Raw genomic sequence first — 13,658 nt, forward strand, 5'->3', positions numbered from 1 at the left:
CCGAGTCCCCCGTCCTGTCGCGTTTCCCCACGAACAATCCTGGGGATGCGCGACAGGACTGGGGACTCGGTGTGTCGGGGCTCAGGGATGTGGGCGCTCGGCGGGTGGGCAGGGGGTGTGCGATCAGAAATTTCTCAGCGGCGACACAAGCGTGGATGAGACCATGAGGCCATGGAGCAGAACCCTGCGGAGCGATCCTCCGCGACCCCGAGCACGCGTCCCCTGGGCACCCGGCTGGACGGCGTCAAGGACCTGGAGACCGCCGTCCGGACCGTGACGGAGCACCCCGGACCGGTGGAGATCCCGGCCGGACCCGGCCAGCTGGTCGGGCGCCACCTGGGCTCGGTGCCGCAGCGGCAGGTCGGCGAGGCCCTGCGCGGGGCGGGGGCCGACCCCTTGATGCTCCGGGCGGACATCTCGATCGACCAGGACATCCCGGACGAGGGCGTCATCGCGGTCCTGGACGACCACCTCTCGCTGGCCGCCGGCGTGGGCGCCGAATACCTCGTGGTGCCCCGGGCCGGCGTGGGCGGGCGGGGCCGCAGCGAGGACCGGATCTACTCCATGCTCGCCGCGCTCGCCGAGGCCGCCTCGGCCCACCAGGTGCACCTGATCCTCGAGACGGAGGGCGCCACCGCGGACGAGGTGGAGCTGGTCCAGTTCCTGGAGCAGGCCCGCGCGGCGGGCACCCTGGACGTGGACCCGCACTACCTCGCGTCCGTGGCCTGGAACGTCGCCGCGTCCTCGGAGGCGGGGGAGGGGCCGGCCGCCGCGTTCGAGCGGATGCGGCCCCTGCTGGACCTCGCCCCGCTGATCATCTCGGGGGTGGACGAGGACACCGTGGAGGACCTGTTCGCCGCCGTCCCGGAGCTGCGGGAGGCGGCCGCCCAGGCCCGGATCATCGTGGTCCTGGGGCGCCCGGGGGCGGCGGAGGCCTGACCCCCGAGTGGTAGGGTGACTGCCTGTGCACTGCGTGCACCACTGCCGTTCCACGGCGGTGCTCCGCCTTGGTGTAATCGGCAGCACCCCGGCCTTTGGAGCCGTGGAGTCTAGGTTCGAGTCCTAGAGGCGGAACGTCCGCATCCCGCCAGACAGCCCGGAAGCTCGCGTCCTGCCGAGCCGACGAGCCCGAGTGCCAGTGAGACGGAACGGAGCCGGAGCCGGTGAGCCCACCGGCTCCTCTCCCACGACCGACGACCGAGGAGCTGCATCCCGCCGTGAGCACCCCCCAGACCCCCGCGCACCGTCCGGGGCCGGCCGCCGGGCCCGCCGCCGTCATCGTCCTGGCCGCCGGCAAGGGCACGCGCATGAAGTCCAAGACCCCCAAGATCCTGCACCGGATCGGGGGTCGTTCCATGGTGGGGCACTGCCTGGTGGCCGCCCGGAGCCTGCACCCGCAGCGGCTGGCCGCGGTGGTGCGCTTCGAGCGGGACCTGGTGGCCCCGCACGTGCTGGAGGAGGACCCCGAGGCGCTGATCGTGGACCAGGACGAGGTCCCCGGCACCGGCCGCGCCGTCCAGGTGGCCGTGGAGGCGCTCGACTCCCAGGAGCTGCTGACCGGCACCGTGGTGGTCACCTACGGCGACGTCCCGCTGCTGACCCCGGAGGTCCTGCGGCGGCTGGTCGCCCACCACGAGGAGCGGGCCAACGCGGTGACCGTGCTGACCGCGGACCACGAGCAGCCCGGCGGCTACGGCCGGATCCTGCGGGACGCCGACGGCTCGTTCCGCGAGATCAAGGAGGCCAAGGACGCCACCGAGGCCGAGCTCGCGGTTGCCGAGATCAACTCCGGCATCTTCGCCTTCGACGCCGCCGTGCTGCGGGACAGCCTCGCGAAGGTCACCTCGGACAACGCCCAGGGCGAGATGTACCTGACCGACGTCCCGCTGCTGGCCCGCGAGGCCGGCCACGCGGTGGACGCGCTGAAGATCGAGGACCGCTGGGAGGTGGAGGGCGCCAACGACCGCGTGCAGCTCGCCCAGCTCGGCGCCCACCTCAACCGCCGGGTGCTCGAGGACCACATGCGCAACGGCGTGACCGTGGTGGACCCCGCCAGCACCTGGATCGACGTGCAGGTGCGCATCGCCGCGGACGCCACGATCCTGCCGGGCACCCAGCTGCACGGGGCCACCCGGGTGGGCGAGGACGCCGTGATCGGCCCGGACACCACCCTCACCGACGTGGAGGTCGGCCCGGGCGCCCACGTGGTGCGCACGCACGGCTCCGGCTCCGTGATCGGCCCCCGCGCCAGCGTGGGTCCCTTCTCCTACCTGCGCCCCGGCACGGTGCTGGCGGACGAGGGCAAGATCGGCACGTTCGTGGAGACCAAGAACTCCCGGATCGGCACCGGCTCGAAGGTCCCGCACCTGTCCTACGTGGGGGACGCCACGATCGGCGAGCACTCCAACATCGGGGCGGCCTCGGTCTTCGTCAACTACGACGGCGTGCGCAAGCACCGCACCGTGATCGGCGACCACGTCCGGATGGGTTCGGACAACATGTACGTGGCGCCCGTGCACGTCGGGGACGGCGCGTACTCCGGGGCGGGCACCACGATCCGCAAGGACGTGCCGCCCGGGGCGCTGGCCCTGACCGAGGGGGCGCAGCGGGTCGTCGAGAACTGGGTCGTGGAGCACCGCCCCGGCACCGCCGCGGCCGAGGCCGCCGCGCGCGCCCTGGGCAACGGCGCGGCCGGCACGGCCGCGCACACCACCGCGGAGACCACTGGGGACACCACCGAGGAGAGCGAGTAACAATGACCACAGCCATCACCAACGCAGGTGCCAAGCAGCTGGTCCTGGTCTCGGGACGGGCCCACCCGGAGCTCGCCGAGCGCATCGCCGCGGAGCTGGGCACGGAGCTGATCCCCACCGACGCCTACGACTTCGCCAACGGCGAGACCTACGTGCGGTTCGGGGAGTCGGTGCGCGGCACGGACGCCTTCCTCATCCAGTCCCACCCGGCCCCGATCAACCAGTGGATCATGGAGCAGCTGCTGATGATCGACTCGCTCAAGCGGGCCTCCGCGAAGTCGATCACCGTGGTGTCCCCGTTCTACCCCTACGCCCGGCAGGACAAGAAGCACCGCGGCCGCGAGCCCATCTCGGCCCGCCTGATCTCGGACCTCTACAAGACCGCCGGCGCGGACCGGCTGATGTCCGTGGACCTGCACACCGCGCAGATCCAGGGCTTCTTCGACGGCCCGGTCGACCACCTGATGGCCATCCCGCTGCTGGCGGAGCACGTGCGCTCCGTCGTCGACGTCGACAACGTCACCGTGGTCTCCCCGGACACCGGGCGCGTGCGCGTGGCCGAGCAGTGGACCGAGCTGCTGGGCGGGTGCCCGCTGGCGTTCGTGCACAAGACCCGTGACATCACCCGGCCCAACCAGGCGACCTCCAAGGAGGTCGTGGGCCAGATCGAGGGCCGCACCTGCGTGCTGATCGACGACATGATCGACACGGGCGGAACCATCTCCGGCGCCGTGCAGGTGCTGCGCGAGAAGGGCGCCAAGGACGTCATCATCGCCGCGACCCACGCGGTGTTCTCCGACCCGGCCGTGGAGCGGCTGTCCACGTGCGGGGCCATCGAGGTGGTCGTCACGGACACCCTGCCCGTGCCCCCGGAGCACCAGTTCGAGAACCTCACGGTCCTCTCCATCGCCCCGCTCATCGCCCGGGCCATCCAGGAGGTCTTCGAGGACGGCTCCGTGACCAGCCTCTTCAACGGCAGGTCCTGATCCCCCTGCACAGCACCGACGACGACGACGCAGCCCCCCGCCGCCCGGCGGGGGGCTGCTCGGCGCAGATCCGGCGCCGGCGGCGGCCGCTGGCGCTGCTGGGCGTCGCCGGCCTCGCGCTCACCGGCTGCGGCCAAGACCTGAACGAGCCCTGGTTCGGCGGATACGTCAACGCCACGGCCTACCCGTACTTCGACTTCGGCACGGAGGCCGCCGGGCAGACCCACACGGTGCTCGGCTTCGTGGTGGCCGATCCGGAGGAGCCCTGCACGCCCTCGTGGGGCGGCTACTACGGGCTCGAGGAGGCGGAGTCCACGCTGCGGATGGAGGAGCAGATCGCGTCCCTGCGGGAGCAGGGCGGGGAGGTGGTGATCTCCTTCGGCGGGGCCGCCCGGGAGGAGCTCGCCACCGTGTGCACCGACCCGGAGCGGCTGCGGGAAGCGTACGCGGCCGTGCTGGACCGCTACGGGGTGAGCACCATGGACCTCGACGTCGAGAACGACGACCTCGGCGACCCGCAGGCCCACGACCGCCGCGCCGCGGCCCTGGCGCAGCTCCAGGAGGAGCGCGACGAGCCGCCGGCGGTGTGGCTCACGCTGCCCGTGTCCCCGCAGGGCCTGGACGACGACTCCCTGGACGTGGTAGCCCGGACGCTGGCCGCCGGGGTGGACGTGGCAGGCGTGAACCTCATGACCATGAACTACAGCGAGAGCCGCGCCGAGGGGCAGTCCATGGTGGAGGCCTCCGAGGAGGCGGCCCGCGCGGGGCACGCCCAGCTGACCGGGGTGTGGGCGGCCGCGGGCCAGGAGCTGTCCGCCGAGCAGATGTGGAACCGGATCGGGCTCACGCCCATGATCGGGGTCAACGACGTCCCTGGCGAGGTCCTGGACCTGGACGCCGCCGCCGAGCTCGCCGGCTTCGCCCGGGAGCAGGGCGTGGGCCGGCTCTCCTACTGGTCGCTGAACCGGGACCGGGCCTGCACCGCCGAGGACGGGGACCCGGCCGAGGCCAACGACTTCTGCAGTGGACTCGAGCAGGAGCCCGGGGAGTTCACCCGAGTCCTGAGTGAGGGCTTCTCGGGCTGACCGCGGGGCGTGCGCTCGCCTCCCGCACCGAGCGCGGGTAGAGCCAGGACCGGACGGGGGCGCCCCCGCCGGGACGGGCCGGCGCCGCAACCGTCGCCGGAGCAGGACCCGGCGCCGGGACCGCGGCGGCACCCGGCGCGAGTGCCGGAGCCTCGGCGTGCAGCGGTCCCGGAGCGGCAGCGCGACCCGTGGCCGGGGGAGTGGCAGGGCCCGGGGCGTGCAGCGGTCCCGGAGCAGCAGTGCGACCCGTGGCCGGGGGAGTGGCAGGGCCCGGAGCAGCAGTGCGACCCGTGGCCCCGGGAGCACCCGGGGTCGGGGGCGCAGCCGGAGCCGAGGCGCGGGCCGGGTGCACCGGCCAGAGGCGCGGCGGCCGGCCTGCGGCGAGGTCCTCCGCCCAGCCCACGGCCAGGATCACGGCACCGAGCAGCGGCCAGACCAGGACGAAGGACAGCCACGGGCTCTCCAGCAGGCCGGGCACGGCCGTGGACAGGGCGTCGCTGCGCCACAGCAGGTCCACGAGCAGCACGGTGAGCACCAGCAGCAGGTTGTGCCACAGGTAGACGGTCATGGCCCGGGCGTTGAGCAGGGTCACGGCGCCGTCCAGGAAGCGCAGCGGCCGGGGCAGCTCCTGCCACACCGGGGAGATCCGCAGCAGCACGGCGCAGAAGCCGAGCGACCACAGGGCCTGGGCGAGCGGGATCTCGTTGAGGTCCCAGCCCGCCTCGCCGAGGTGCCCGGCCGCCCACCACAGGCCCAGGCCCATCACCGCTGGCCCGGCCGCCAGGACGACCCCGCGGGGGATCCGGCGCAGCGCCCCGCTCTGGTGGGCGAAGCCCAGGACCCAACAGGAGCCGTAGGTCGCGGCGTCCGTCACCGGAGCCTCGGCCCAGGACGGCAGCGGCAGCAGGCCGAGGGCGAGCACCCCGCTGAGGGCCAGCGGGGCGAGCAGCACCGGCCACGGACGGGCCCGGAACGCCCGCAGCAGCAGCGGCGAGAGGAGCATGAACCAGACGTAGGTGCGCACGTACCAGAGGATCTCCCCGGCCTGCACCGGCCACGTGGGGTCCACCAGGCCGGACCCGGCGCTCTCGGGCAGGACCGGGTCGCCGATCGGGACGAACCACAGGATGAGCTGCCCCCAGGAGCCCTCCGCACCGGGGGACCAGCCCTGCGCCAGCAGCAGGACCAGGACCGTGGCGGCGTACACCCACAGCGGCACCAGCACCCGGCGGGCACGGGAGCGCAGCACCGTGCCCGCGGGCCGGGTCAGGGACCGGGCCATCAGGGCCCCGGCGAGGGCGAACATCACGCCCATCGCCGGGAACAGGAGACTGAAGACGGCGCCGGAGAACGTGTGGTAGGCGACCACGCGGACCAGCGCGATCGAGCGGAGCAGGTCCAGGTACCGGTCCCGGCGGACCTCAGACCCGCTCACCGCGCCGGCCCTCCTGCCACGGAGCCGTGCGCTCGGCGGGGTCCGCCGCGGGGGCCAGATCGAGGACGCTGTTGGTGCGCTCGGGCTTGTACCAGCCGATCATCTTCCCCTTCAGCGCCTGCAGCAGCGAGGCGTAGAGCAGGTAGGCGCGCAGGGGCTCGTAGATGAGCCGGTAGACGGGGACCACCAGCAGGTGGGTCCAGGACTCGCCGACCATGCGGATGGCGAGCACGCAGATGATCGCGTGGATGGCCAGCACAAAGGCCGCGAAGGCGGCGATGGGCTGCCAGTTGCCGGCGGCGAGGTTGATCACCGCCATGAGCACGGTCAGGGGCAGGAACACCAGCGGCACGAGCGTGGCCAGCAGGGTGTAGGGCAGGGCGACCATGCCCAGTGCCCCGTAGCGGGGGCGGAAGAGCATCCCGGCGTGCTTCCACAGCGCCTGGAGGTTGCCGTAGGTCCAGCGCAGCCGTTGCTTGGCGAGCCCGCGCACGGTCATGGGCGCCTCGGTCCAGGCCACGGCCCGGTTCTCCTGGACCACGGCCCAGCCGAGCCTCTGCAGGGTCATGGTGAGGTCGGCGTCCTCGGCGAGGGTGTCGTGGGAGTAGCCGCCGGCGGCCTGCAGGGCCTCCTTGCGCCAGGCCGCGCACGCGCCGGGGACGATGGAGATGGCCCCGGCCACGCCCTCGGCCATGCGGGTCACGCAGATCCCGGAGATGTACTCCAGGGACTGCCACATGGTCAGCAGGCCGCGGCGGTTGCCGACCTTCACGTGCCCGGCCACGGCCCCCACGGGACGCCGGCCCGGAGGGGCCATGAAATGGCGGGCGAACATCCGCACGGTCTGGGGCTCGAAGAGCGTGTCCCCGTCGAGGGTCACCACGATCTCCCCGCGGGCGGCCATGATCCCGTGGTTGGAGGCGATGGACTTGCCGCTGTTGGGCTGGGTGAGCACGCTCAGCGCCGGCCAGTCGGCGGCGGTGGCCTCCAGGACGGCCAGGGTGCGGTCGGTGGAGCCGTCGTCGACCGCGATGACCTCCAGGTTCGGGTAGTCGCTGGCGCGCAGGGCGGCCAGGGTGCGGGCGATGACCGGCTCCTCGTTGAACACCGGCAGGACCACCGAGACCAGCGGCAGCTCGTCCTCGGGCGGCTCGGGCCAGGCGCGGCGGGACTGGCGGCGGTGGCCGATCAGGGCCAGCACCACGTACAGGGCGGACATCAGGGTCAGGGATCCGATGCCGAACCAGAACAGCCAGCCCATCACCACGTCCGGGGCCACGGTGAGACCGGCCACGGCCAGGGCGGTGGCGTCGTCGGCCAGGACGGGGTCGATGCTCGCCACCGGCAAATACTGCTCGGGGACCACGGGGGCGAGGGTGGAGAACGTGTAGCCCTCGGCCTTGGCCTTGGTAATCAGCTCTTTCAGCGCGGCCACGGTGGCGGTGCGGTCCCCGCCGCCGTCGTGCATCAGCACGATGTGGCCCGCGCCGTCGAGCTCGGGCAGGTCGACGGTCGCCCCGGGCGTGGCCTGCCAGTCCAGGGTGTCGTAGTCGAAGTCCACGTGCAGGTAGCCCAGCTGCTGGGCCTCGAGGATGGGCAGGGCCTTGTTGTCGGGGTCGCCGGTGGGCAGACGGAACAGGTGCGTCGCGTAGCCGCCGATCGAGCGCATGGCCCGGTCGGTGCCGATGAGCTCCTCCCGGTTGCGCCGCTCGTCGTCCCAGACCGTGGTGTGCGTCATGGTGTGGTTGCCCACCATGTGCCCCTCCCGGATGATCCGGCGGAAGAGGTCGGGGTGCTCGACGACGTTGGTGCCGACCCCGAAGAACGTGGCCGGCACGCCCTCGGCCGAGAGCACGTCGAGGATCTGGCCGGTGAAGGCGGCGTCCGGTCCGTCGTCGAAGGTGAGCATGAGCTGCTTCTCGGGCAGCTGCCCGAAGCGCTCCATGGCGTAGGGGCTGTCCCCGACGAGCTCGCGCTCCTCGTCAGTGAGCACCTGGAAGACCTCGTCGCTGAACGGGCTGCGCAGCACCGTCCCGGCGTCGGTCTGCTCCACGAGCCCGATCCGGCTGAACGGGTTGGAGGCGTCCCCGAGCAGCGGGATGTTCTCCGCGTCGCCGGTGGCGATCAGCTCGCGGGGGTAGCTGCTTTCCTGGTGCAGCGGACGCTCCCACGGCTGGGCGAGTGCCTGCGGCAGGATCCAGGAGACGGCTCCGGCCACGAGCGCCACCAGCACCACGAGGGTGGCGAGAATGCGGTACCAGCGCTTGCCGCTGGGGTCGAAGAAGACCGGCGGGGAGGCGGCGCTCCCGGTGCGCTCGGTGCTTCCGCTGAGCTCGGTGCTGCCGCCGCGCTCCGTGCGCGGATTCCGTGCGGCGCGCCCGCGGCGCGGTGGTCGTCGGTCGTCAAAGGCATCGTCCACGGCACGCTCGTTCCCCCGGTCGGCGGTCCGCCCCCTCGACGGACCGGCCGGCGCGTCCCCCCGGACGTGCCGACCGGGTCAGCCTGCCAAGCCGGAACCCGGCTGTCACAGGTGCAAATACACCGTCACAGGAACCCAGCGCATCGGCATGCATCAAAGTGCGAATGCAAAGATGCAGGACTGCAGGTTTGTTGATTACGCGTTGGTACTTAATGAACGGGAACGTGGACGCGTTGGGGGACAGTCGTTCCGGCGGGCTGTCCCCGGAAAAGACCACGCGCCCAGCGGCACATTCACAGATTTGCTGGAGAGAACACAGTCACGGTCTGTCACGAAGGTGACCTGGACTACAGGCTGACCTGCGGACACGTGCACGTGCTGCCACGGGGAGGCGAGAAGCCGGGCCGGCCCAGACCACCTCTCGGGGGACACCGATGCCGGGGACCGGAGGAACACCGGCGGACAGCACCGTCCCGGGGTCAGCGCAGCACCAGCGGACGGAGCAGCACCAGCAGACGGCGGAGCCCCCGCGGACGGCACTGCACCCGCGGACGGCACAGTGCCCGGCCGGGGAGCCCGGCCGGGCGCTGTGCGGGTGGTGCGGATGAGGTGGTGCGGATGGGGTGGTACGAACTGGGTCAGCGGGTGACCCAGTTCCGCTTGGTGATCGAGGACCAGTGCACGGTGTAGCCGTTGGAGAACCGCTGGCGGACCTCCGAGCCGTAGCGGTACTCGTCGGTGACCGGGTAGCCGTAGCCGCGCTCGGCCCCGGCGGCCTTCCACCGCTGGCCGATGGCACCGGACTCCTTCACGACCTTCGCCCCGGTCCGGGGGCTCCACAGGACCTTGTGCACGGCGGTGCCCTTGCGGAAGACCTGGTAGGCGCCGCCGCCGGTGAGCCCGGTGATCTCCCGGGTGGTGGGGTAGCCGAAGCCGTTCTCCCAGCGGTGGGCGGCGAACTTGCGGCCGATGGCGCCGTTGAAGTTCACCGGCCACGCCCCGGTGCCGGAGCTCCAGTAGAAGGTGTGCTTGTTCGCGAAGCCCTGGAGGGCGCCGCCGTAGAGCAGCCCGCCGCGCTCGTTGCCGGTCGGGGCCCCGAACACGGAGGCCCCGCCCATCGCGTGGTACTGCCGGCCGATGGCCCCGCGCACCGCGTAGTCCACCGAGGTGATCGGCGCGGTGGTCGGGGTGGGCTTGGGCGCGGGAGCCGGCGCGGGGGCCGTGCCCACCGTGGTGCGCGCGTCCGCCGGACCCTTGCCGTCCGGGTAGCCGTAGGAGGCGACCGTGCCCACCAGTCGCCAGCCCTGCTTGGACTCGGCCAGCGAGCCGTCCGCGTAGGTCAGGCCGATGCCGATGACGGTCATGTCCGGATCGGTGAGCACCTTGTTGTGCGCTTTCGAGTTCTTCCACCAGGTCATCAGGTCGCTCACCCGGCCCTGCCACGAGACCGCGTGGATCTCGCCCGCGGCGTTCCAGCCGGCGGCCCGGGAGTCCTTCAGGAACGTGTCGGTGTGGTCGATGACCTCCTCGCGGACCAGCCGGTCGGACTCGCCCTGGGCGATCCCCGAGACGGTGGCGGAGTACTTCACGGGGGCGAGGCCCTTGGACTTGCGGTGGGCGTTGATCAGCTCCAGCAGCTGCTGGGCGTCGGCCGAGCGGGTGCTCGAGGAGACCGTGACGATGTCCGAGGACGCCGCGGCGGCGGGGGCCGCCGTGAGGATCCCGGTGGCGGGGACCGCCAGGGCGAGGGCCGCCGCGGTGAGTGTCAGGGGGCCGGGGGTGCGGGTGCGCGCCGGGGCGCGGTGCTTGGCGTGGCTCATCGGGTCACCCAGGTCCTCTTCGTGGTGGTCGAGTAGTGCACGGTGAAGTTCTTCGAGAACCGCTGGCGGATCTCGGAGCCGTACCGGTACTCGTTGGTCGTCGGGTAGCCGTAGCCTCGCTCGGAGCCGGCGGCGATCCACTCGCGGCCGATCGCGCCGTTCTCCTGCACCGCGTGGGCGCCGGAGGAGGAGCTCCACAGGATGCGGTAGACCCTGCTGCCGTTGCGGAACACCTGGTAGGCGCCGCCGTAGAGCAGCCCGCCGCGCTCGGAGGTGACGGGGTAGCCGTAGCCGCGCTCGTGGCCGGCCCGCTTCCACGCCCCGCCGATCCCGCTGGTCTCCCGGACCGGCACGGCGCCGGTGGCGGGGCTCCACAGCACCTTGGTCACGTCGCGGCCCTTGCGGAACACCTGGTAGGCGCCGCCGTTCACGAGCCCGCCGGCCTCACGCGTGGTGGGGTAGCCGTAGCCGTTCTCCCAACGGTTCGCGGCGAACTTGCGGCCGATGGCGCCGTTGAAGTTCACGGGCCACGCCCCGGTGGAGGAGGTCCAGTAGAAGGTCTGCTTCTTGGAGAAGCCCTGCAGGACGCCGCCGTTCAGCAGGCCGCCGCGCTCGTTGCCGGTGGGGGTGCCGAAGACCGAGGAGCCGCCGAGGGCCCGGTACTGGTTGCCGATGGCGCCCTTGACCACGTACCCGGCGGGGGCCACCTCGGTGGGGGTCGCCGGTGCGCTGGCCGGGGCCCGTCCGCCGAGGGGCTTGTAGGAGGCGTTGCGGGCCAGGTCCCGCAGCTGCGTGGCGCTGCCGCGGTAGACGTTGGCGTCGATCTGCTCGGCGAAGCCGGCGTCGGTGTACTGCCAGAAGTCGTAGGTGGACCAGGCGCTGGGCACCGTGGGGGCCGCGGTCTCGTACGCGGCGATGTGCATGGGGTGGTCGTTGAAGGCGCTGGAGTTGCCCGTGCAGTCCCGCCACCAGTAGTAGTTCGTGTAGATCGCCGGCAGCCGCCCGGTGCGGGACTTGTACCGGTCGGAGAAGTCGCGGATCCAGCGCACCATCTCGGACGGGGAGAAGCCGTAGCAGGCGTTGCCGTAGAGGGAGGGGTACGGGTTGTTCTCGATGTCGAGCAGCCCGGGCAGGGTCCTGCCGTCCGCGGACCAGCCGCCGCCGTTGGCCAGGAAGTAGTCGGCCTGCTTGGCGCCGGAGGAGTCCCGGGTGGGGATCGCGAAGTGGTAGCCGCCGCGGTACATGCCCACGGCCCCCGCCCCGGCGTACTGCTGGGTGAACAGGCTGTTGCGGATGCTGTCGCCCTCGGAGGACTTCACGTAGGCGAAGCGGGAGCCCTGGTTCCACAGGCTCGACCAGTTCAGGGACGGCTGCCAGTTGGAGACGTCCGTGCCCTTGATGCCGCTCGGGGCCCAGGAGGCGGCAGCACCGAGGGCGGAGGCCGAGGCGACCCCGGCGCCGGCCTCGGCCGCGGGGTCGACGTCGTCGGCGGCAGCGTCGTCGGCGTCGTCGTCGGACTCCCCGGCGAGCTCCGCGGCGGTGCGGGCGGAGTTCGCGGCCAGCTGCTCGAAGTGCCGGTCGGACTTGGCCCACTGACCCAGCACGGCCCCGCCGAGGGGGTCGCCGGCGGCCGGCTGGGTGCCCGCCTGCTCCGGGTCGGGGAGCACGGCCTCGCCGGTGGTCCCGTCCACGAGGGTGGAGACGACCTCGCCCTCGGACTCCACGAGCTGGGAGACCAGGTTGCCCTCGCGCTCCTCGGAGAGGGTGGTGGATCGGGTGGTGGCAGCCTCTTCCAGAGCCGCGACCGGGGTCAGGGTGGTGATGGCCAGCACCGCCGCCGTGAGGGCGGCAGGCAGCGTCAGTCGGGGGGGTGCTTTCACGCTGGAACGCCTAACTCGCATGGATCGTTGGGGGAACGACTCGTGCAAGGCCATCGGGATGGGGGGAAGATCCTCAGAGCCACGACGAGTATAAAGGCGCGTTTGCATAAATAATCAATAACGATGGGCCGTGTTACGCACCCGTACATCTCTGGCCGTAGTGATTCTGTCCGCTGGGTGCGTTGCGGGGGAGGCGTGCCGGGGAACGACGACGACGGGACCCGGCGCGGCGCGGGTCCCGTCGGCGGCGCGATCCCGGTGGTCGGGTGAAGACCCAGCTCAGGACCCGGTGCCGGATACGATGAACCGGACTCGACCCCCCCAGAGGAGAACCATGGCCCCCACGCGCATCCTGACGGTCTGCACGGGCAACGTGTGCCGCTCGCCCATGGCGGCGGTCGAGCTCGACCACGGCCTCAACGAGATCTCGCCCGGCGGCTTCGAGGTGACGAGCGCCGGGATGCACGCGCTGGTGGACGAGGGCTTCGAGCACCGGGTGGGCAGGCTGGCCCAGGACCGCGGCCTGGAGGCCGCCGCCGCGCACCGGGCCCGGCAGGTCACCCCGGACGTGCTGAAGGACATCGACCTGGTGCTCGTGATGGCCCGGGAGCACACCCAGCCGGTGCTCCAGCAGTCACCGCGGCTGCTGAAGAAGGTCTTCACCCTGCGGGAGTTCGCCCGGATCCTGCAGTACCTCTCCACCGACCCGGAGCTCGACCGCGCGGTGCCGTCCGACCGTGCCGAGCGCTGGGCCTGGCTGGTCCAGCAGGCGCCGCGGCTGCGGCAGCGGGTGCCGGTGCGCCACCCCGAGCGCAACGACGTGATCGACCCCTACCGCCAGGAGGACGCTGTGCTCCAGCAGATGGCGGACGAGTTGTTCGAGGCCACGGACGCGATCCTCGCCTTCGAACGCCGCTACGCGGAGCCCGCGCCGGTGGCAGAGTAGTACTGCGTCAGGTGTGTTTTGCGCGGGTGCCTGTTCCACCCGGGTGGGGCGCCTTGTGGGGCGGGGAGTCCTGCACCGACCGCGCGGACGTTCAGTCCTGACCGAACCTCTGCTGGGCCGCTTGGCGCGTCGTGTCGAGAGCGGAACCGATCAAGGCCCAGGAGTCGCCGGCCGCACGGGCGGCCTTCACCGCCTCCCGCAGTTCGTTCTCCGCCTCGGTGATGTGCTGCCGAGCGGCCAGGATGCGCCGGAAGTGCACGGCGTCACGAGCGGGGTGCGACGACACGTCGAGCTCGTCCAGTCCTGTGCGGTCGTGCGCGGTTGCGATATCCAT

At 72.2% G+C, this 13,658-nt stretch carries 10 protein-coding genes and 1 tRNA gene; 6 read left to right on the forward strand and 5 right to left on the reverse strand.

All coding sequences use genetic code 11. From position 1 onward, the window contains the following. Positions 1 to 171: 171 nt before the first annotated feature. The 5 genes from QYM41_RS05020 to QYM41_RS05040 all read left to right on the forward strand — a co-directional run bounded on the left by QYM41_RS05020 (position 172) and on the right by QYM41_RS05040 (position 4,824). The gene (locus QYM41_RS05020; RefSeq protein WP_368798650.1) at positions 172 to 939 is read left to right on the forward strand and encodes a hypothetical protein; all 768 of its coding nucleotides are present in this window, start codon (positions 172 to 174) and stop codon (positions 937 to 939) included. Between the two features lie 62 nt (positions 940 to 1,001). Further along, positions 1,002 to 1,074: transfer RNA gene (locus QYM41_RS05025), tRNA-Gln, on the forward strand. Positions 1,075 to 1,217: 143 nt separating this feature from the next. Continuing rightward, positions 1,218 to 2,753 carry a bifunctional UDP-N-acetylglucosamine diphosphorylase/glucosamine-1-phosphate N-acetyltransferase GlmU gene (glmU, locus tag QYM41_RS05030; protein ID WP_368798651.1) on the forward strand — a complete coding sequence of 512 codons (1,536 nt, stop codon included), beginning with the start codon at positions 1,218 to 1,220 and terminating at the stop codon, positions 2,751 to 2,753. Positions 2,754 to 2,755: 2 nt separating this feature from the next. Next, positions 2,756 to 3,739, forward strand: coding sequence for a ribose-phosphate diphosphokinase (locus QYM41_RS05035; protein WP_368798652.1), 984 nt, complete (start codon positions 2,756 to 2,758; stop codon positions 3,737 to 3,739). Between the two features lie 230 nt (positions 3,740 to 3,969). Beyond that, on the forward strand, positions 3,970 to 4,824 hold the full coding sequence (locus tag QYM41_RS05040) for a chitinase (RefSeq protein ID WP_368798653.1): 855 nt from the start codon (positions 3,970 to 3,972) through the stop codon (positions 4,822 to 4,824). On the opposite strand, the gene QYM41_RS05045 is transcribed toward QYM41_RS05040, so the two are convergent. From QYM41_RS05045 to QYM41_RS05060, 4 genes are all read right to left on the reverse strand, one after another. Next, positions 4,790 to 6,259, reverse strand: coding sequence for an acyltransferase family protein (locus tag QYM41_RS05045; RefSeq protein ID WP_368798654.1), 1,470 nt, complete (start codon positions 6,257 to 6,259; stop codon positions 4,790 to 4,792). The two genes, QYM41_RS05040 and QYM41_RS05045, sit on opposite strands and share 35 nt — an antisense overlap. Beyond that, positions 6,246 to 8,678 carry a bifunctional polysaccharide deacetylase/glycosyltransferase family 2 protein gene (locus tag QYM41_RS05050; protein WP_368798655.1) on the reverse strand — a complete coding sequence of 811 codons (2,433 nt, stop codon included), beginning with the start codon at positions 8,676 to 8,678 and terminating at the stop codon, positions 6,246 to 6,248. The genes QYM41_RS05045 and QYM41_RS05050 overlap by 14 nt, the downstream gene beginning before the upstream one ends. Positions 8,679 to 9,316: 638 nt before the next feature. Further along, positions 9,317 to 10,498: a CAP domain-containing protein gene (locus QYM41_RS05055; RefSeq protein ID WP_368798656.1), complete on the reverse strand. Its 1,182-nt coding sequence runs from the start codon at positions 10,496 to 10,498 to the stop codon at positions 9,317 to 9,319. After that, positions 10,495 to 12,378 (reverse strand): GH25 family lysozyme, encoded by a 1,884-nt coding sequence (locus tag QYM41_RS05060; RefSeq protein ID WP_368798657.1) that lies wholly within the window; start codon positions 12,376 to 12,378, stop codon positions 10,495 to 10,497. Before QYM41_RS05060 ends, QYM41_RS05055 begins: the two co-directional genes overlap by 4 nt. Before the next feature lie 334 nt (positions 12,379 to 12,712). Between QYM41_RS05060 and QYM41_RS05065 the strand changes: the two genes are divergently transcribed. Continuing rightward, the gene (locus tag QYM41_RS05065; RefSeq protein WP_368798659.1) at positions 12,713 to 13,324 is read left to right on the forward strand and encodes an arsenate reductase/protein-tyrosine-phosphatase family protein; all 612 of its coding nucleotides are present in this window, start codon (positions 12,713 to 12,715) and stop codon (positions 13,322 to 13,324) included. Positions 13,325 to 13,415: 91 nt separating this feature from the next. On the opposite strand, the gene QYM41_RS05070 is transcribed toward QYM41_RS05065, so the two are convergent. After that, the gene (locus QYM41_RS05070; protein ID WP_095650412.1) at positions 13,416 to 13,658 is read right to left on the reverse strand and encodes a hypothetical protein; all 243 of its coding nucleotides are present in this window, start codon (positions 13,656 to 13,658) and stop codon (positions 13,416 to 13,418) included.

It is taken from the genome of Kocuria oxytropis (genome assembly GCF_040981195.1).
Taxonomy (GTDB): Bacteria; Actinomycetota; Actinomycetes; order Actinomycetales; family Micrococcaceae; genus Kocuria; species Kocuria oxytropis.